This window comes from Austwickia chelonae (genome assembly GCF_003391095.1).
In the GTDB taxonomy this organism is placed as follows: domain Bacteria; phylum Actinomycetota; class Actinomycetes; order Actinomycetales; family Dermatophilaceae; genus Austwickia; species Austwickia chelonae_A.
Genome location: NZ_CP031447.1, coordinates 1,231,932 through 1,250,096 on the forward strand (window position 1 = coordinate 1,231,932; position 18,165 = coordinate 1,250,096).

At 66.0% G+C, this 18,165-nt stretch carries 18 protein-coding genes and 1 riboswitch; all 18 genes read left to right on the plus strand.

Annotated features, from left to right (window positions below; all coding sequences use genetic code 11):
- Window positions 1–56: 56 nt before the first annotated feature.
- Window positions 57–320 carry a DNA-directed RNA polymerase subunit omega gene (rpoZ, locus tag DX923_RS05435; RefSeq protein ID WP_006502431.1) on the plus strand — a complete coding sequence of 88 codons (264 nt, stop codon included), beginning with the start codon at window positions 57–59 and terminating at the stop codon, window positions 318–320.
- 40 nt (window positions 321–360) lie between these two features.
- Complete coding sequence (gene coaBC / locus DX923_RS05440) at window positions 361–1,680, plus strand: bifunctional phosphopantothenoylcysteine decarboxylase/phosphopantothenate--cysteine ligase CoaBC (RefSeq protein ID WP_116113246.1); 1,320 nt, start codon at window positions 361–363, stop codon at window positions 1,678–1,680.
- Between the two features lie 132 nt (window positions 1,681–1,812).
- Window positions 1,813–3,027, plus strand: a complete 1,215-nt coding sequence (gene metK, locus DX923_RS05445; protein WP_116116175.1) for a methionine adenosyltransferase — start codon at window positions 1,813–1,815, stop codon at window positions 3,025–3,027.
- A gap of 103 nt (window positions 3,028–3,130) precedes the next feature.
- A complete protein-coding gene (locus DX923_RS05450) occupies window positions 3,131–5,149 on the plus strand; it encodes a primosomal protein N' (RefSeq protein WP_162872795.1) in 2,019 nt (672 codons plus the stop codon).
- A gap of 184 nt (window positions 5,150–5,333) precedes the next feature.
- Window positions 5,334–6,626, plus strand: a complete 1,293-nt coding sequence (locus DX923_RS05455; RefSeq protein ID WP_240322766.1) for an MFS transporter — start codon at window positions 5,334–5,336, stop codon at window positions 6,624–6,626.
- A gap of 72 nt (window positions 6,627–6,698) precedes the next feature.
- The gene (gene def, locus DX923_RS05460; RefSeq protein ID WP_116113249.1) at window positions 6,699–7,244 is read left to right on the plus strand and encodes a peptide deformylase; all 546 of its coding nucleotides are present in this window, start codon (window positions 6,699–6,701) and stop codon (window positions 7,242–7,244) included.
- A 3-nt stretch (window positions 7,245–7,247) separates the two neighbouring features.
- Window positions 7,248–8,183 carry a methionyl-tRNA formyltransferase gene (gene fmt, locus DX923_RS05465; RefSeq protein ID WP_116113250.1) on the plus strand — a complete coding sequence of 312 codons (936 nt, stop codon included), beginning with the start codon at window positions 7,248–7,250 and terminating at the stop codon, window positions 8,181–8,183.
- 71 nt (window positions 8,184–8,254) lie between these two features.
- Window positions 8,255–9,787, plus strand: a complete 1,533-nt coding sequence (locus DX923_RS05470; protein ID WP_162873101.1) for an RsmB/NOP family class I SAM-dependent RNA methyltransferase — start codon at window positions 8,255–8,257, stop codon at window positions 9,785–9,787.
- 81 nt (window positions 9,788–9,868) lie between these two features.
- The gene (rpe, locus tag DX923_RS05475; protein WP_116113252.1) at window positions 9,869–10,528 is read left to right on the plus strand and encodes a ribulose-phosphate 3-epimerase; all 660 of its coding nucleotides are present in this window, start codon (window positions 9,869–9,871) and stop codon (window positions 10,526–10,528) included.
- Between the two features lie 131 nt (window positions 10,529–10,659).
- A complete protein-coding gene (locus DX923_RS05480; protein WP_205413107.1) occupies window positions 10,660–11,403 on the plus strand; it encodes a nucleoside/nucleotide kinase family protein in 744 nt (247 codons plus the stop codon).
- Window positions 11,404–11,453: 50 nt separating this feature from the next.
- Window positions 11,454–12,332 carry a PfkB family carbohydrate kinase gene (locus DX923_RS05485; RefSeq protein WP_162872796.1) on the plus strand — a complete coding sequence of 293 codons (879 nt, stop codon included), beginning with the start codon at window positions 11,454–11,456 and terminating at the stop codon, window positions 12,330–12,332.
- A gap of 85 nt (window positions 12,333–12,417) precedes the next feature.
- Window positions 12,418–12,551, plus strand: a riboswitch (FMN riboswitch).
- A 262-nt stretch (window positions 12,552–12,813) separates the two neighbouring features.
- Window positions 12,814–13,827: a bifunctional diaminohydroxyphosphoribosylaminopyrimidine deaminase/5-amino-6-(5-phosphoribosylamino)uracil reductase RibD gene (ribD, locus tag DX923_RS05490; RefSeq protein WP_116113256.1), complete on the plus strand. Its 1,014-nt coding sequence runs from the start codon at window positions 12,814–12,816 to the stop codon at window positions 13,825–13,827.
- An 11-nt stretch (window positions 13,828–13,838) separates the two neighbouring features.
- Window positions 13,839–14,483 carry a riboflavin synthase gene (locus DX923_RS05495; protein ID WP_116113257.1) on the plus strand — a complete coding sequence of 215 codons (645 nt, stop codon included), beginning with the start codon at window positions 13,839–13,841 and terminating at the stop codon, window positions 14,481–14,483.
- 86 nt (window positions 14,484–14,569) lie between these two features.
- Window positions 14,570–15,898, plus strand: coding sequence for a 3,4-dihydroxy-2-butanone-4-phosphate synthase (gene ribB, locus DX923_RS05500; protein WP_116113259.1), 1,329 nt, complete (start codon window positions 14,570–14,572; stop codon window positions 15,896–15,898).
- Between the two features lie 2 nt (window positions 15,899–15,900).
- Window positions 15,901–16,398 carry a 6,7-dimethyl-8-ribityllumazine synthase gene (gene ribH / locus DX923_RS05505; protein WP_116113261.1) on the plus strand — a complete coding sequence of 166 codons (498 nt, stop codon included), beginning with the start codon at window positions 15,901–15,903 and terminating at the stop codon, window positions 16,396–16,398.
- A complete protein-coding gene (pnuC, locus tag DX923_RS05510; protein WP_116113262.1) occupies window positions 16,395–17,168 on the plus strand; it encodes a nicotinamide riboside transporter PnuC in 774 nt (257 codons plus the stop codon). Before ribH (DX923_RS05505) ends, pnuC begins: the two co-directional genes overlap by 4 nt.
- Before the next feature lie 132 nt (window positions 17,169–17,300).
- Complete coding sequence (gene ribH / locus DX923_RS05515) at window positions 17,301–17,789, plus strand: 6,7-dimethyl-8-ribityllumazine synthase (RefSeq protein WP_116113264.1); 489 nt, start codon at window positions 17,301–17,303, stop codon at window positions 17,787–17,789.
- Window positions 17,790–17,877: 88 nt separating this feature from the next.
- On the plus strand, window positions 17,878–18,141 hold the full coding sequence (locus tag DX923_RS05520; RefSeq protein ID WP_116113265.1) for a phosphoribosyl-ATP diphosphatase: 264 nt from the start codon (window positions 17,878–17,880) through the stop codon (window positions 18,139–18,141).
- Window positions 18,142–18,165: the final 24 nt, after the last annotated feature.

An 18,165-nucleotide genomic window follows, 5' to 3' on the forward strand; every position in this document is an offset into this window, starting at 1 on the left:
CGCGTCAGTTTCTCTTGTTCAGTTTTCTGAGTCCCCCGAGCGAAACGAGAATCTCCTTGTCCGGCACCGTCGCGAACCCGATCGGCATCACCAACCCGCCTATCGACGACCTGCTGGAGGTCGCCGACAGCAAGTACGCCCTGGTGATCTACTCGGCGAAACGTGCCCGTCAGATCAATGCGTACTACAGCCAGCTCTCCGAGGGCCTGCTCGAGTACGTCGGGCCACTGGTCGAGACCCAGGTGCATGAGAAGCCCCTGTCGGTCGCCCTGCGTGAGATCAACGGTCGTAAGTTGACTTCGACGCCCACCGAGGGCTGATCGGGCGGAATCGCCTAGAACCGTCGAAAAGAGCATCACGATGATTGCCGCTCCTGGAACAGGACGCCCTTTACGTGTCGTCCTGGGTGTCGGGGGCGGCATCGCCGCGTATAAGGCATGTCTGTTGTCGCGGTTGTTCTCCGAACAGGGCGCGGACGTGACGGTGGTTCCTACCGAGGCAGCCTTGCATTTCGTCGGTGCTCCCACGTGGGAAGCGCTCTCCGGTCACCCGGTCAGCGCTTCTGTTTTCGACGGCGTCGACGAGGTACGTCATGTACGAATCGGTCAGCATGCCGATGTCGTGGTGGTGGCACCTGCCACGGCGGATCTGCTGGCCCGGGCCGCACACGGGCTGGCGAATGATCTGCTCACCAATGTGTTGTTGACCGCGCGCTGTCCGGTGGTCATGGCCCCGGCGATGCACACCGAGATGTGGCTGCACCCTGCGACACAGGCGAACGTGGACATTCTGAAGGCCCGGGGAGTCACGGTCGTTGAACCGGCCAGCGGACGATTGACCGGGGCGGACTCCGGGCCGGGGCGGTTGCCGGATCCGGAGAGTATTTTCGCGCAGACGATAGCAGCGCTGGAATGCTCCTGCCTCGAGGAGGGTCCCTGTGAGGATTCGGACCGGCTGTGGCGTGGCCGGCGGGTGGTGGTGACCGCAGGCGGGACCCGTGAACCGGTGGACCCGGTTCGTTTCATCGGCAACCGGAGTTCGGGGAAACAGGGCTACGCGATCGCACTCGAGGCTGCCCGTCGTGGAGCACGAGTCGACGTGATCAGCGCCCATGTCGATATAGGGGCTCCGGTGGGGCCCCCGGGTGGAGGAGCGATCTCTCTGATCGAGGTGGAGTCGGCCTTGGAGATGAAAGCTGCTGTGGACGCAGCGGCGGTGGGCGCCGATGTGGTCGTCATGGCAGCGGCTGTCGCCGATTTCCGACCCCAGGCTTATACCGGTCACAAGATCAAGAAGAGCTACGAGGACAGCTCTGCGGATGCGGTGATGACCATCGAGCTCACCCGCAATCCCGACATCCTGGCAGGGCTGGTCGCCCGGCGGGACAGCACCGAGAACACGGCCCCGGTGATCGTGGGCTTCGCCGCCGAGACCGGGGACGATTCCGGTTCGGTCTTGGATCTCGCCAGGAGGAAACTGGCCCGCAAGGGGTGCGACCTCTTGGTCGCCAACGAGGTCGGCCGAGGGGTCGTCTTCGGTCAGGACGACACTGTGCTCTCCATCCTGCGTCAGGGATATGACGACCCGGTCCGTGAGGTCACCGGGAGCAAGCAGGACGCTGCGCGAGCCCTGCTCGACGTCGTCGAGGAATTCCTCAGGTCTCCGACTGACGAGGGTTGACCTCCGATTGGTCACGGGGTCATCAGACTCTGGTTTCGTACGCCGATAGGATGAGGAAACTGTGTGTTCCCTGACGCAGGGTTTCTGCCGCACGACGCGGCGTCAACGATCGCCACACCGCTAGGAGAACCCGTGGCTCGCCTGTTTACCTCCGAGTCCGTCACCGAAGGACACCCTGACAAGATCTGTGATCAGATCTCGGACAGCATCCTCGACGCCATGCTCGAGCAGGATCCTTATGCGCGCGTGGCCGTCGAGACGATGGTGACGACCGGCCTGGTCCATGTAGCCGGTGAGGTCGATACGACCGGATATGTCGATATTCCGCGACTGGTCCGTGACACCATCGTCGGTATCGGCTACGACAGCTCCGTCAAGGGTTTCGACGGACGTACCTGCGGCGTCGAGATCTCGATCGGTCAGCAGAGCAGCGATATCGCCCAGGGCGTCAACACCGCCTATGAAAACCGCACGGGTGGCATCGACCCCAAGGACAAGCAGGGTGCAGGCGACCAGGGTCTGATGTTCGGCTACGCCTGTGACGACACGCCCGAGCTGATGCCGCTACCGATTTTCCTGGCGCACCGCCTGGCCGAGCGGCTCACCGCCGTGCGTAAGTCAGGTCAGATGGCCTACTTGCGTCCGGACGGCAAGACACAGGTCACGATCGCTTATGACGGTGACCGGCCGGTTCGTTTGGACACCATCGTGGTCAGCAGCCAACATGCCTCTGATGTCAGCTTGGACGCGCTCCTGGCCCCTGACGTCGAGAAGTACGTCATCAAGCCGGTCATGGAGAGCCTGGCCGATTCCGGCGTCGAACTCGACTTCGCCGAGGCCCGTACGCTCATCAACCCGACTGGGCGTTTCGAGATCGGCGGACCCATGGGGGACGCCGGCTTGACGGGGCGCAAGATCATCGTCGACTCGTACGGTGGCACGGCCCGTCATGGTGGGGGCGCTTTCTCCGGCAAGGACCCGAGCAAGGTCGACCGCTCCGCGGCATATGCGACCCGCTGGGTGGCGAAGAACGTGGTCGCAGCCGAGCTGGCCCGTCGTTGCGAGGTCCAGGTGGCCTATGCGATCGGCAAGGCCCAGCCGGTCGGTCTGTACGTGGAGACCTTTGGTACGGAGACGGTTCCGGTCGAGGTCGTGGAGAAAGCCATTCTCGAGGTCTTCGACCTGCGTCCGGCCGCCATCATCGAAGAACTCGAGCTGCTGCGGCCGATCTACCGGCCTACTGCCGCTTACGGCCATTTCGGTCGTACCTCCGTTCCGGACGTGACGAATGCCTTCACCTGGGAGAAGACCGACCGGGTCGAGGAGCTGCGCCGCGCGATCGGCTGATACGCGGGCATCGCCCTGAACAGATCCAGGAGGCTGCCGGGCATCGGGATCAACAGTCTGGCGGTCTCCTGGTATGTCAGCCAGGTGCGGTAGAACATCTTCCATGGACGAGGCGTTGATCCCGCTGGGCGATCTTCAGGTATCGCCTGAGGTCCACAGCGAGGTCCCGTTGGCGGCAGCGGACCCGGTCGCTCTGGTTGCTCTTGATCTTCCGCTTCCTCACCTGGATCGAGGGTTCGAGTACGCGGTGCCTGCTGAGCTGGCCGAGCAGGCACAGCCGGGATGCCGGGTCAAGGTGATCTTCTCCCACCGTGAGGCGAACGGCTATCTCCTGGAGCGGCGTCCACATCCCGAATACGACGGGAGACTGGCACCGTTGCGTCGCGTGGTCAGCCCTGAACCGGTGCTCACCAGCAGACTGGCGCAACTGGCCCGACGGATTGCTGACGAACAAGCGGGAACCTTCGCCGATGTCGCCAGGCTGGCCGTTCCGCCACGGCATGCACGGGCGGAGAAACAACTGCGAGGTCCTGGTGAAATCTCCGATCTGCCAGAGGCTCCGGACCGATCAGCATGGTCGGTTTATCCGGCAGGGGAGAGTCTGCTCCGGCGGTTGGCCGATGGCGAGGAAGCCTCTGCCGCCTGGACCGCCGCCACCCACCACGATCCTGTCTACGACTGGCCTGCTGCGTTGGCCGAAGCCGCTCGGGCCACTTTTTCCGGGGGGCGCGGCGCGGTGATAGTTCTCCCGGACGGCCGTGACGTCGACCGGGTCGATCAGGAACTGACCAGACTGTTGGGAACCGGGCGACATGTGGTTCTCACTGCCGCGCTCGGGCCTGAAGCCCGGTATCGGGCGTGGCTGAAGGTGCTACGTGGGTATGTACGGGTGGTGGTGGGCACTAAAGCTGCCGCTTTTGCTCCGGTCGCCGACCTGGGGCTGGTGGCGTGGTGGGACGATGGTGACAACAACCATGTGGAGAAACGATCTCCGTATCCGCATGTGCGTCAGATCCTGCTCGCCCAGGCCGAACTGTCGGGCGCCTCGATCCTGGCCGGGGGGGTGACCCGTACTGCTGCGGTGCAGGCTCTGGTGGACGGAGGACGTGTGAAGGACGTCCTGGTCAGCCGGGCGGAACGTCGAGCTGCGGCGCCCAAGGTGTATATCGCTGGTGAGGGTGTCGACGAGGAACGGGACGGACCTGCCGCGCGGGCCCATCTACCCGGGATCGCCTGGCGGGTGGCCCGATCTGCTTTGGAGACCGGGCCGGTGCTGGTGCAGGTGCCCCGGCGGGGGTACATCCCGGCGTTGTCCTGCGAGCGGTGCCGCACCCCGGCACGTTGCCCGGAATGTTCCGGTCCGTTGTCCTGGCAGGAAGGTGCAACGGTGGCGGGTTGCCGGTGGTGTGGACGGAATGCAGCGGATTTCTGTTGCCCTGCCTGCGGAGGATTCCGGCTGCGGATCCGGGTGATGGGTGCGCAGCGGACGATGGAGGAACTGGGGCGGGCCTTTCCCGGGGTGCCGGTGGTCTACTCCCGGGCTGGCTCACTCGTGGAATGCGTCGAGGCGAAGCCTGCGATGGTGGTGGCCACCCCCGGTGCGGAACCTCGTGCCGAGTTGGGTTATGCGGCGGTCTTGTTGCTCGATGCGTGGGCCAGCTTGGATCGTCCGGTACTCGATGCGGGGGAGGAGGCCTTGCGCCGCTGGACAGGAGCAGCTTGCCTGACAGGTCCGGGCGGCCGTGTGGTGTTGGCCGGAGTCCCCGAGGCGCCCTCGATCCCTGCGGTGGAGGCTTTGGTGCGCTGGGCGCCGGAGTGGTTCGCCGGTCGGGAGCTGGTCGAGCGCGCGGAGCTGTGTCTGCCGCCCACGGCCTGGGTGGCTTCGTTGAGAGGGACCCGGCGAGCGGTGACAGACCTGGTGGACGTCGCTCGGCTTCCTCCGGAAGTGGAACGGCTGGGGCCGCTTCCGGTGCCGGAGAGCGAGGACGTCCACCTGTTGTTGCGGGCTCCGCATGCGTTCGGAGCGCAGGCCGCGGGCGGATTGCATGCGGCGCGGGCGGTTCGAGGAGCCAGAGGTGAACCCGATCTGGTGTCTGTCCGGGTCGGGGTCGTTGACTTCTGAGTAAGGGAAAGCGGAGGTCAAGCGCGCGTCAAGAGTGTTCTTCGTCAGGTCGCGGGGGCTTTTCCTGCCCTACTCTGAAGGTATCGGTCGTGGGGTCGGCTGCCATCGTGCTGGAGGGACGATCTAGGGAGAACGGCGGATGGGCGGGAATCTCGCGTTTGCGCCGCTGAAGGACACACGATTTGTGTGGTTCTTCGTAGGGCGGTTCATCTCGACCGCAGGGTCGGTGATGGCTCCGATCGCGTTGGCCTTCGCCGTCCTGGAGATGACGTCGTCGGTGACTGCGCTGGGCCAGGTTCTCGCAGCTCGGAGCATTCCGCTGGTGGTCCTGCTGCTGGTCGGTGGAGTCGTGGCGGATAGGTTCTCCCGGTCGACGGTGCTCATGGTCTCTCATGTGGCATCGGCAGCGACTCAAGGTCTGGTGGCCTACCTGGTGATCACGGGGCAGGCCCGCCTGGACACGGTCATTCTGCTGGAGGCCCTCAACGGGGCGATGACGGCATTCACCATGCCGGCCATCCAGGGCATGGTTCCGCAGGTGGTGGACCGGGCGGTGATGCAGCAGGCGAATGCTTTGCTGGCCTTCAGCAGGAGCATCCTGGCAGTGATCGGACCCGCGGTAGCAGGCCTTCTGGTCGTGACGGTGGGCGCAGGATGGGCCCTGGCTTTCGACGCTCTGACCTGGGTGATGGCTGCGTTCTGCATGCTTTTCGTGCGGGTTGCTCCGGCCGCTGACCGCGAGCGCTCCACGATGTGGAGGGAACTGCGTTCAGGCTGGACGGAATTCATTTCGCTCACCTGGCTGTGGGTGATCGTGCTCGCTTGTGGTGTGCTGAATGCGGTGCATGCCGGTGCCTGGGCGACCTTGGGGCCGATGGTGGCCAAGAACGATCCCCGGATCGGGGAACAGGGCTGGGGGATGCTGGTCTCTGCCGAAGCAGTTGGCCTCTTGGTGTGCACCGTGGTCATGCTGCGGGCCAGGGTCGTGCGCCCGTTGGTCGTGGGGATGATCGGGATGGCTGCTTTGGCCCTCCCGTTGTTCGCCTTGGCCCTGCACCCCTCACTGGCCGTGGTGATGATCTGTTGTTTGCTGGCAGGAGCGGGGGTGCAGGTTTTCATGATCACGTGGCAGACCGCCATTCATGAGAATGTTCCGGAACGCTATCTGTCCAGGATCACCGCTTACGACAGCCTTGGATCTTTCGTGGCGCTGCCCTTGGGACAGCTGGCGGTGGGGCCGGTGGCCGGGGCCGTAGGACCGGAGTCGACCTTGATCGGTTCGGGCGTTTTCTTCATCGCGGTGGTGTCGGCTGCGCTGGGAGTACCCGCGGTCAGGACGATGCGTCGGGGAGTGGCGGCACCGGCGGGTCCTTCGACGCTCGTGGTCGAACCTCGGGTGGTCGAGCCGCAACAGGCGGAACCTCGTACCGGCGGGGCTGCCGTGGCCGGTGCTCCAGGTGTAGAACCTGAGCGGTGAACGAGGGACGGCGGTAGGGCTCATGAAGCCCCGTAAACTGATGGTTTCCGTTCTTTCCGCTGAAGGAGACTCGTGGCTGTCCAGGACATCCGGCTGTTCGGTGACCCCGTATTGCGTACGCCCGCTGCGCCGGTCGTCGATTTCGACAAGGAGCTGCGCAAGCTCGTCGAGGATTTGACCGACACCATGCGTGAGGCTCCCGGAGCGGGTCTGGCTGCACCTCAGATCGGGGTGGGTCTTCGGGTCTTCACCTGGTGGGTCGACGGCCAGCTGGGGCACCTGTGCAATCCGGTACTCGATCTCTCCGAGGAACAGCAGGAAGGGGACGAGGGCTGCCTGTCTATCCCCGGGGTCTACGTGGACACTCCACGTGCGCTGCGGGCGGTAGCCACGGGGGTCGATATGTACGGGGAGCCGGTGCGGGTCGAGGGCACGGAGCTCTTGGCGCGCTGTTTGCAGCATGAGACCGATCACCTGGACGGCATCCTGTTCGTCGACCGGCTGGACCGTGAACAGCGTCGGATGGCGATGAAAGCGATCCGGGCCGCGGAATGGGCCGGGACAACCCCGCCGACGGTGAAAGTCAGCCCTCATCCGACCTTCGGCCGGGGGTGGTGAGCCATGCGGATCGTTTTTGCCGGTACCCCGGAGGTCGCGGTGCCCTCGTTGTCGGCCTTGTTGTCCTCCTCGCACGAGGTGATCGCGGTGGTTACCCGTCCGGACGCGCCTGCGGGCAGGGGACGTTCTCTGCGGCCCAGCCCGGTGAAGGAGCGCGCGCTCGAGGCCGGGGTGGAAGTCCTGACCCCGTCGTCGGCCCGGGATCCGGAGTTCCTCTCGCGTCTTTCCGAGCTGGCACCGGACGCCTGCCCGGTGGTCGCCTACGGGAATCTCCTGCCTGCTGCGGCGCTGTCCGTCCCTGCCCGTGGATGGATCAATCTACATTTCTCGTTGCTGCCGGCCTGGCGGGGTGCTGCGCCGGTGCAACACGCGGTGATCGCTGGGGACGAGATCACCGGGGCCAGTACTTTCCTGCTGGAAGAGGGCCTGGACACCGGGCCGGTGTTGGGCACGATGACCGAGGTGGTGCGGTCTCAGGACACCTCCGGCGAACTTCTGGAACGGCTGGCTTCGGCCGGGGCGTCCTTGCTGGTGTCGACACTCGACGCAGTGGAGTCCGGGTCGGCTCTACCGGTGGCTCAGCCGGCGGAGGGAATCAGTTTTGCGCCGAAGCTGACCACGGAGGACGCCAGGGTGCGCTGGGATGTTCCCGCTTTGGCGGTCGACCGCCGCGTCCGCGGTTGCACTCCGGCTCCGGGCGCGTGGACCACTTTCCGTGGCGGTCGGATCAAGATCGGACCGGTTGCCCTGGTAAGCGACCCTGAGGTCAGGCCGCTGGCACCGGGATCGATGGTGGTGACTCGGCGGGATGTCTTCGTCGGGACAGCCAGTACACCGGTACGTCTGGGAACGGTCCAGCCGCAGGGCAAGCGACCGATGGCAGCAGCTGATTGGGCTCGCGGTGCGCGGGCCATGACGGACGAGACCCTGGGAGAGTGACCGTGTCGGGTGCGCGACGTGAAGGATCGGGCGGGGCAGGACGAGAACGGTCAAAGGGGGAACACGGTGGAATGCGCCGCTCGTCGACGGAGGGCACAGCGCCGTACCGGGGGCCGCGTCGTCGCTCGGTGACCCGCCCGGCGCAGAGACACCGGGCGGTCGATCAGGCCCGGTCGGTGGCCTACGAGGTCCTGCGGGCGGTCGCCGAAGGCGCCTACACCAATCTTGAACTGCCGAAACGTCTGCGGGCTGCACAGGTCACCGGACGGGACGCCGCCTTTGCGACAGAACTGGTCTACGGCACGACTCGGATGCGAGCCTTCTACGACCTCGTGGTGGCTCGGGCAGCCGGGCGACCGCTGTCGAAACTGGACGATTCGGTGCTGGACATCCTGCGTCTGGGAGCACATCAGCTCCTGGGAATGCGGGTCCCGGTGCACGCCGCATGTGACACGACGGTGGCACTGGCTCGGCAGACCCATGGCACGGGGGTGTCGGGGTTGGTGAATGCGGTGATGCACCGCATCAGCGAACAGGACAGGGAAACCTGGCTGAAGGCCGTCTCACCGGGAGAAGACGCGGACGCCAGCGCCCGCCTTGCCGTGGAGACTTCCCACCCGGAATGGATCGTTCGTGCGTTGCGGTCGGCCTTGATCGGGCATGGCGCTGCCACGGCCGAGGAGGCCGACGAGGCCTTGGCCGCATTGTTGTCCGCGGACAACATCCCGGCTGCGGTGACCTTGGTGGCACGCCCGGGGCTGTCCGAGATCGACGAACTCGTCGAAGCAGGCGCGGAGGCCTCGTCGACGGTACGGACGGCGGCGGTCCTCACGGCAGGTGGTGATCCCGGAGCGATCCCTGCGGTGCGCGAGGGGCGGGCTGCGGTGCAGGACGAAGGAAGCCAGCTGGTGGCTCTGGCGCTCGCGGCGGCTCCTGTGGTCCCGGTCCAGGGTGGTGGGCCCGTGGACGATCAGCCCCAGGCGCCTTCGGAGCAATGGCTGGACATGTGTGCAGGACCAGGTGGAAAAGCTGGTCTGCTGGCGGCGCTGGCGGCTTCTCGGCCTGCGGCACTCTTCGCCAACGAGGTGAGTGAACATCGGGCGCGTCTGGTACGCCAGACAGTGGCTGCTGCGGTTCAGGTGGGCACGGAGGTCTACGTGGGGGTGGGCGACGGCCGGGAGATCGGCGAGCTCGAGCCAAGCGCCTACGACCGTGTTCTGGTCGATGCTCCGTGTACGGGTCTGGGGGCCTTGCGGCGTCGGCCCGAGGCACGGTGGCGACGTACCGCCCAGGACGTGACTGCGTTGACCGCGGTTCAGGGGCAGCTGCTCGATTCGGCACTGGCGGCAGTTCGGGTAGGTGGCGTGGTGCTTTACGCCACCTGTAGCCCGCATCTGGCGGAGACCCGTTTCGTGGTGGCAGATGCACTGAAGCGGGCGCAGGCCCACGGAATCGGCGTCGAGGAACTCGATACCGGAGCAGTTTTCGCTGAGGTGTCTGAGGGGCGGATCACCCACATGGGAGAGGGCCCAGCTGTGCAGCTGTGGCCGCATCTGCACAGTACAGACGGGATGTATGCGGCTTTGTTGCGTCGAACGTCGTGATCGATCCGACCGGTTCTGTCTGCTGGGCCGGGTGCGGCATCCGCTGAGGTGGGCGTTGCATCCGGTCAGTAGGATGACCGGGTGCAGATCTCGCCCAGCATCCTGTCCGCTGATTTCGCGAACCTCCAGTCCGAGCTGGAAGCGATCCGTGACGCGGATTGGGCTCATGTGGACGTCATGGACAACCATTTCGTACCGAATCTGACCTTGGGTCTCCCGATCGTGGAGGCGTTGCTCAAGGTCAGCCCGGTTCCGTTGGATTGTCATCTGATGATCGAGGAGCCTGACCGTTGGGCGCCGGCTTATGCGGAAGCAGGGGCGGGGAGCGTGACTTTCCATGTGGAAGCTGCTCAGGATCCAGTGGCCTTGGCCAGAGCGATTCGGGCTGCTGGTGCCCGGGCATCGATGGCGCTGAAGCCGGGAACCGCATGGGCGCCGTATGAGGATCTGTTGCCTGAGGTCGACATGGTCCTGGTGATGACGGTCGAGCCGGGCTTCGGGGGGCAGTCCTTCATGGCCGATCAGATGCCGAAGGTGCGTGCGGTTCGTGAATCGGTTCGTCGATACGGCGGACAGGTCTGGGTGCAGGTCGACGGTGGGGTCTCTACCTCGACGATCGAGCAGTGCGCGGAAGCTGGAGCGGATGTCTTCGTCGCGGGTTCAGCGGTTTACGGCGCGCAGGACGTCGGGAGCAGGGTGGCTGAGCTGAAGGACCTGGCGAGCCGACACGCGCACGCCTGAAAGCGGAAAAACCGGGCGACTGACTTCTGGCAACTAATCTGTGCAGCAACACTTTTGCTGCCTGACCGAGTGTTGCTGGGGGGATTCCTTGTGGCGTTCTCGGCAGGGGCCGCCAGGGAGGAGTCGTACTCGTGAACGGATCTTCGCCCGACGCCCTCATGCATGATGAAGACGTCGACAAGGCCACGGAAAGCCGCTCCGTCGTCGAGGGCGCCGAGATCGAGGAACAGATCGTCCTCGACGAGGACGAGGCGTGGAACCGCCTGGTTCGTCTCGTCGAACGGTCGCCGGGTCGAGTTCTGCTCGGGATCGCCGGCTCGCCAGGAGTGGGCAAGACCTCCTATGCCGACTACTTGGCTGCCTGTTGCGTCGACGCGGCGGTGGTCGGTCTGGACGGCTTCCAGCTCTCTCAGTCGGCGCTCTCCCGGATGGGGCGGGCCACCCGTCGCGGAGCCCCCGACACCTTTGACGTCGAGGGATATCTGGCTCTCCTGCGAAGGCTGCGCAGTGACGACGAGCAGACGGTCTGGGCGCCGGAGTTCCGCAGGGAGACCGACGACCCGGTGGCGGGGTCGGTCCCGGTGCGTCCTTCAACCAGAGTGGTCATCACCGAGGGGAACTACCTTCTCCTTCCTGAACGTCCGTGGGCGCAGGCCCGTGAACTGTGCGACGAGGTCTGGTTCGTCGAGGTCCCTGAGCGGGTCCGTATCCTTCGACTGGTCAACAGACACGCCCACTATGGTCTGAGCCGAGCACAAGCCCGGGCCCGGGTCACCGTGGGTGCCGATGGGGAGAACGCGAAGCTCGTCCGTGGCACGCGAGGACGAGGGGACTTCGTCGTGCGGATGACCTTGTCCGAGGAGGAAACGGTATGACCCCAGGCCCAGGGACGGGCGAATCGGATGAAGGAGCGGCGCGGCGCGGTGTGACCTGTGTCGGGCTCACTGTGCTGGACGTGGTCCAACGCGTGGACTGTCCGGTGTCCTGGGGGCGGAAGAGCGTGTCCACCTCGGCCGAGGTCACGGTCGGAGGGCCTGCCGCGAATGCCGCCATCTGCGTCGCCAAGCTGTTGGGGACGGCAACTCTGGTCACCGGTGTCGGGGGTGGGGCGATGGCAGAGCTGGTGCGCGCCGAACTCGAGGCCTGGAACGTGCATCTGATCGATCTTGCCCCGGCCGGCTGGCGGCTGCCGGTGGCTTCTTGTCTGGTAGGCGCCGATGGCGAACGGACCGTCGTCGCGCCGGGCGCCTTAGCCACGTCGTGGTCTTTGAACGCTCAGGCTCGACAGGCCATCGATGTGGCGGGAGCCCTGCTCGTGGACGGCCATCACCCGGTCGCCGCAGAAGAAGCACTGAGGTCGGTTGAGGAGTGTCGCGTGCAGCAGGGACGGGCCCCGCTCACCCTCGTCGATGCAGGTAGCGTCAAAGCCCATGTCCAGGAGTGGCTGCCGCTGCTGGACATCGTGGCAGGCTCTGCCGACTACGCCGCTGGGTTGACCGAGTCACCGGAGGCCGCGATGGAACTGGTCCTGACCGCCGGAGCCGGCGCCGTGGTGATGACCGACGGGCCCGGTGACATCCGTTGGGCCACGGCACAAGGAGACCGAGGGTGCATGCGCCCACCTCGAGTGACGGCAGTGGACACCCTGGGGGCAGGTGACGCCTTCCACGGGGCACTCGCGGCGGGGATGGCGACCGGGATGGGGCTGGCGGATGCGGTGGCTCTGGCGGCGGAAACGGCGTCCTGCCGGGTCGCGTACGAGGGTGCGCGTGCGTGGATGTCCTCGGTGTCGCTGCTGCCGTGAACGGTCAAGATGCCCCGGTGAGCGGTCTTGAGACGAAAAAACCGATTCGTTCGCAGCGTGACGTGACCCAGTGGCATACTGGGGGCACGTGCTCCGGGGTCGGTGAAATTCCGAGCCGGCGGTGATAGTCCGCGACCCGTTGCCCTCGCTCGCGAGGTCACGGTGGATCCGGTGAAAGTCCGGAACCGACGGTGAAAGTCCGGATGGGAGGCGCACGTGGCCACCTGAAAGGGTGGCTCGGCGGCGATGAAAAGCGTCGTCGTAGCCCTACGCGAGCGCGTCTTCGGACGTGCTCGTTGTGTGTCCGGGGCCATCGGGCGCTCGGTGCATCCTGCATCGGGAGCCGGCCGTCGGACCTCACGGAGAAATAGCGCGGCTCGTCCGTGTGCTACTTCTCCTGGAGGGGCTCGACTGCGCCGTTCACCGGTCTCCGCTCGTTCCCGGAGCTCGACAGTATGGTCGAGGAGCAGGAGGGGCGAGGGTGTCGAGCACCGCCGACGAGGAATTCATGCGCATCGCGCTGGCCGCAGCTGTGCTGGGGCCAGCTGCCGACCCAAATCCCCAGGTCGGAGCAGCGATCACCGATGCTTCGGGTCATCTGGTGGCGGTCGGGCATCATCGGGGTTCGGGAACCCCGCACGCGGAGATCGGCGCGCTCATTCAAGCCGGAACGCGGGCGCGAGGAGGCACGCTCTACGTGACCTTGGAGCCGTGCCGGCATCGAGGGCGTACCGGCCCGTGCACCGAAGCCTTGATCGGGGCCGGGATCTCCCGGGTGGTCTTCGCCCAGGACGATCCCACCGAGCAGGCCGGTGGCGGTGCACAGGTGCTGGCCGAGGCTGGGGTCGAGGTCGAGTCGGGGGTCCTCGCCGAAGAAGCAATGGCGTTGAACGCCTTCTGGTCGTGGGCGATGTACCTGGGACGGCCGGTGGTCACCTGGAAGTATGCGGCCACTCTCGACGGACGGTCGGCTGCGGTGGACGGGACCAGCCAGTGGATCACCGGTGAGGAGGCCCGCGCCGACGTCCATGAACGCCGCTCCCAGTGCGGGGCCATCGTGGTCGGGACGGGTACTGCCTTGGCGGACGACCCCCAGCTGACGGTACGGGATACTTATGGCGCTTTGACCGGCCAGCAGCCTTACCGAGTGGTCGTGGGCCATCGGGACCTGCCTGAGGATGCGCGACTGCGGGACGGGAGCGCGCCGACGCTCTTCCTGCATACACATGATCCTGCGCAGGTGTTGGCCGAGCTGCACGAGCGGGAGATCCGCCATGTCTGGCTCGAGGGTGGTCCGACCCTGGCTGGGGCCTTCCTCGACGCGGGCCTCGTCGACGAAGTGGTCGCCTATGTTGCACCGATGCTTCTGGGTGCTGGTCCGTCGGCGCTGGTCGGACCGCAGATCACCACCTTGGCTGAGGCCTACCGCCTGGATCTTCAGGATGTGGCTCGGGTGGGCGATGACATCCGTCTGGTTTTGAATCCCGTCGTCTGAGGAGGTTGTTCATGTTCACCGGAATCGTCGAAGAGATCGGCGTGATCACCGCGATGGATCGCCGTCCGGACTCGGTGGTGCTGCGGATCCGTGGACCGTTGGTGACGACGGATGTCGCCGACGGCGTGTCGATCGCGGTCAACGGGGTGTGTCTGACCGTGACGGGGCACGACGGTGAGGAGTTCACCGTCGATGTCATGCAGGAGAGCTTGAACCGCAGCAGTCTCGGCGCACTCGGCCTGGGCAGCCAGGTCAACCTGGAGCGGGCCTTGTCCGCTCAAGGCCGTTTCGGGGGGCACATCGTCCAAGGACATGTGGACGGTACGGCGACCTGTTTGAGCCGGGTGCCCGGTCAGGACTGGGAGGTGCTGACCTTCTCCTTGCCCTCCGACCTGGCCCGGTACGTGGTCTCCAAGGGATCGATCACTGTCGACGGGGTCTCGTTGACGGTCTCCGGGCTCACCGAGGAGACCTTTGCCGTCAGCTTGATCCCTACCACTTTGCGGGAGACGACATTGGGTGGCCTCGGGGTGGGCGGTGCGGTGAACCTCGAGGTCGACGTCCTCGGGAAGTACGTCGAGCGGCTCCTGGGGCTGGTGCCTGCCCAGGCAGATCTCGGTGCAGCTCCTACGCTCGGCGAGGGGAGCAGAGCATGACAGGGCGGCACGACCACGGGGGACAGCGGACGGCGCCGGAACCGGCCAGTGGCGGGACAGGGAAAGAGAAGCAGGGGAGGACGGATATGGCAGAGCACACGGCAGATGCGGGTTTCGCGAGTATCGAGGCTGCTCTGGCTGCGATGCGGGCGGGGCGCCCAGTCCTGGTCCTGGACAGCGCAGACCGGGAGAACGAAGGTGATGTGATCCTGGCCGGGCAGACCTTGACCACGTCATGGCTGGCCTGGACGATCCGGCATAGTTCCGGTTATGTCTGCGTACCGATGACGGCCGACCGGGCCGACGAACTTCAGCTGCCTTCCATGGTCGTCGACAACGAGGACCCCCGGGGGACGGCCTATGCGGTCAGCTGTGATGCCGCGACAGGGGTGAGCACCGGGATCAGCGCAGCCGACCGGGCACGGACGATCCGGTTGTTGGCCGACCCTGATTCTGGTCCGGAGCAGTTCGTCCGGCCCGGTCACGTGCTCCCGTTACGGGCGCATCCGGGCGGGGTCGCAGCTCGTGCCGGGCACACCGAGGCCGGGGTCGAGCTGGCTCGGGCTGCAGGGCTGTCCCCGGTGGCGGCGATCGCTGAACTCGTCCATGACGACGGGACGATGATGCGTGCCGCCGATGTGCTGCGGTTGGGGGATGAGCACCGGCTTCCGGTGATCACGATCGTCGACCTTCAGGCCTGGCTGGCCAGGGGCGGGGAGAACCGCCGTGCCTGGTCGGCCGGAGAGCCATCGGGTGGTGTCGCCATCGCCGGGAAGGGTGCTGGGGCACACCGGGTCGTCCGCCATGGCGAGGCCCAGCTTCCCACCGAGTACGGGGTTTTCCAGATGGTGGGCTACGCCGATCTGGTGACGGGGGCGGAGCATCTGGCTCTGATCAGCCCGGTAGGGCTGGGAGATCGTCCAGTGGTGCGGGTGCACTCGGAATGTCTGACCGGGGATGCCTTGGGGTCCTTGCGCTGTGACTGCGGGCCTCAGCTGCAGGAAGCCTTGGCGACGGTGGCAGCTCAGGGCGGGGTCGTGGTCTACGTCCGTGGTCATGAGGGGCGAGGCGTGGGGTTGTTGGCGAAGGTCTCCGCCTACGGGGTGCAGGATCTGGGGGCAGACACGGTCGATGCACAGGTACGACTTGGCCTGCCGATCGATGATCGCGAGTACGGCGGTGCCGCAGCGATCCTGACCGATCTGGGTGTGGGGCCTTTCGAGCTGCTCACCAATAACCCCTTGAAGATCACTGCTCTGCAGGGCTTCGGTCTGGAGGTCATCGCCCGGCGGGAACACCATGTCGGGGTGAACCCGGCCAATGTCGCCTATCTGGCCACGAAACGTGACCGGATGGGCCATCTTCTCTCCCAGGACCAGCACATCCCTTCATTTGTTTCTCCTACGGAAGGTTGACCATGGCCGGACACGGTTCCCCGACCCTGACCCCCGATGCTGCTGCACTGCGTGTGGCCGTTGTGGCGTCCAGCTGGCACGACGAGATCATGGACGGCCTGATAGCCGGGGCGACCGATGCCCTGGCCGAAGCGGGCTGCCCGCAGGTCGATCTGATTCGGGTCCCGGGGACCTTCGAGCTTCCGGTCGCCTGCGCGAGGCTTGCCTCCGCCTACGACGCCCTGGTTGCCCTGGGCGTGGTCGTCCGAGGAGGAACACCGCATTTCGACTACGTCTGTGCTGGCGCGACCACCGGGATCACCCAGGTATCGGTCACGACCGGTGTCCCGATCGGTTTCGGGGTGTTGACCTGCGATGACGAGGAGCAGGCCCGCGCCCGGGCCGGCCTGCCCGGGTCGATCGAGGACAAGGGGAGGGAAGCCGCACAGGCCGCGGTGGCCACGGCAACCGTGCTGGCTGGGCACCCATGGCCACCTGCCGGCCACGAGGATCTACGATGATCGACGTACTACGTGATCTCTTCGAGGCGAAGATCACCATCGGTGGTTACCCGCTGTACTGGCGGGAGGTCATCGGTAACGGTTTCGGTTTCGCTTCGGCTATCGGGGGGTTGCGTCGCAGGGTGTGGGCCTGGCCGGTGGGGATCGTCGGCAATGTCCTGTTGTTCACGGTCTTCTTCGGGACAGCCTTGAGTCTGGACGACGGCCGGTTTCCTTTGTTCGGCCAGTCTGCACGCCAGGTCTTCTTCGTCGCGACCAGCGTGTACGGCTGGTGGCGGTGGCGGCAGACGAGCCGTGGACGGGCCAAGGACGCCCCGGCGATCACTCCCCGGTGGGCGACCTCTCGGGAGCGACTGGTTTATGTCGCGGTGTGGGCGGTGGGCCTCGTCGTGGCTCAGGGCGTCTTCGCCTCGGTGGGCGCCGGGTGGCCTGCGCCTCGCTGGTACTACTGGACGGACGCCTGGATCTTCACCGGTTCGATCGTGGCGACCTTCGCGATGGCTCGGGGATGGAACGACTTCTGGCTCTGCTGGATCGCAGTCGACCTGGTAGGGGTGCCCCTGTTGTGGCACAGCACGTACTACCCCAGCGCGGTCCTCTACGCGGTCTACGGAGGGCTGGTCCTTTACGGGTTCTCGGTGTGGGTGCAGGCGACCAGGGCCGAGCGTAGATTCCAGGACGGATTTTCCGCCGTCCCGGGCGAGAAGGTCCCGCCTCGCCCGGATCCGTCGACCGGACCGGTCTTGGGGCGGGCCGTCGACGCGAGTTGAGCATCGGCAGCGTCTTTCTGCGACGGAGAACCGAAGGTCCAGCGTTCTCGTGACGATATGGGGGCACCGTGTCCGTACCCGGACACGGTGTTGTCGCCGCGTGTCGTCGCGGCCGGTGCGAGGAGGCCTCGGATGGGCGCACAGGACGATACGTACGCTGGGTGGGATATCGATGGGAGTGGCCTGCGGGTCGCGATCGTTGCCGCCAGATGGCACCGGGAGTACATGGAGGGGATGCTCGAGGGCGCGAAACTGTCCCTGTCCGAGCACGGCGTCGAAGACCTGGACGTGGTGCGGGTCCCCGGCGCTTTCGAGCTTCCGGTGGTCTGTGCCCGTTTGGTCCACCAGCCCTATGACGCCTTGGTCGCTTTGGGGATCATCCTCAAGGGTGGGACTCCGCACTTCGAGTACGTCGCCCAATCGGTGACCCATGGGCTGTCCCGGGTGTCGACCGCTGCCGGTGTCCCCATCGGTTTCGGGGTGTTGACCTGTGAGAACGAGATGCAGGCTCGTGATCGTTCCGGCGTGCACGGGTCGCGGGAGTCCAAGGGCTATGAGGCCGGCATGACGGCGCTGGCCACTGCGACGGTACTCCGTTCAGTGGATTCCTGCCCCGATTGATCTGTTCCCGGTTGCACTCCCCGGAGGCGGAGGACCGAGATGCGGGCTGGAGCCTCTGTCCGGAGCGAAGGCCGGTAGCCTGACGCAGGTGAAGAGCTTTGACGACCTCTACGCCGAGTTGGCCGAGAAGGCCAATACCCGCCCTGCCGGTTCAGGCACTGTCGCGGAACTCGATGCCGGGGTCCATTTCATCGGTAAGAAGATCGTGGAAGAGGCTGCGGAAGCCTGGATGGCGGCCGAGTTCCAGTCCGACGAGGAAACCGCTGCCGAGATCAGCCAACTGCTCTACCACGTACAGGTCATGATGATCGCCAAAGGCCTGACTCTGGAGGACGTCTACCGACATCTGTGACCGGTGGCGCTCGACGCCGCCTGC

What these genes read in the sequence shown, in the direction of transcription:
- coaBC (WP_116113246.1), top strand. Translation starts at nt 361, where the DNA reads ATGATTGCCGCTCCTGGAACAGGACGCCCTTTACGTGTCGTCCTGGGT.
- DX923_RS05450 (WP_162872795.1), top strand. Translation starts at nt 3,131, where the DNA reads ATGGACGAGGCGTTGATCCCGCTGGGCGATCTTCAGGTATCGCCTGAG.
- fmt (WP_116113250.1), top strand. Translation starts at nt 7,248, where the DNA reads ATGCGGATCGTTTTTGCCGGTACCCCGGAGGTCGCGGTGCCCTCGTTG.
- DX923_RS05470 (WP_162873101.1), top strand. Translation starts at nt 8,255, where the DNA reads ATGCGCCGCTCGTCGACGGAGGGCACAGCGCCGTACCGGGGGCCGCGT.
- DX923_RS05495 (WP_116113257.1), top strand. Translation starts at nt 13,839, where the DNA reads ATGTTCACCGGAATCGTCGAAGAGATCGGCGTGATCACCGCGATGGAT.
- ribB (WP_116113259.1), top strand. Translation starts at nt 14,570, where the DNA reads ATGGCAGAGCACACGGCAGATGCGGGTTTCGCGAGTATCGAGGCTGCT.
- ribH (WP_116113261.1), top strand. Translation starts at nt 15,901, where the DNA reads ATGGCCGGACACGGTTCCCCGACCCTGACCCCCGATGCTGCTGCACTG.
- pnuC (WP_116113262.1), top strand. Translation starts at nt 16,395, where the DNA reads ATGATCGACGTACTACGTGATCTCTTCGAGGCGAAGATCACCATCGGT.
- ribH (WP_116113264.1), top strand. Translation starts at nt 17,301, where the DNA reads ATGGGCGCACAGGACGATACGTACGCTGGGTGGGATATCGATGGGAGT.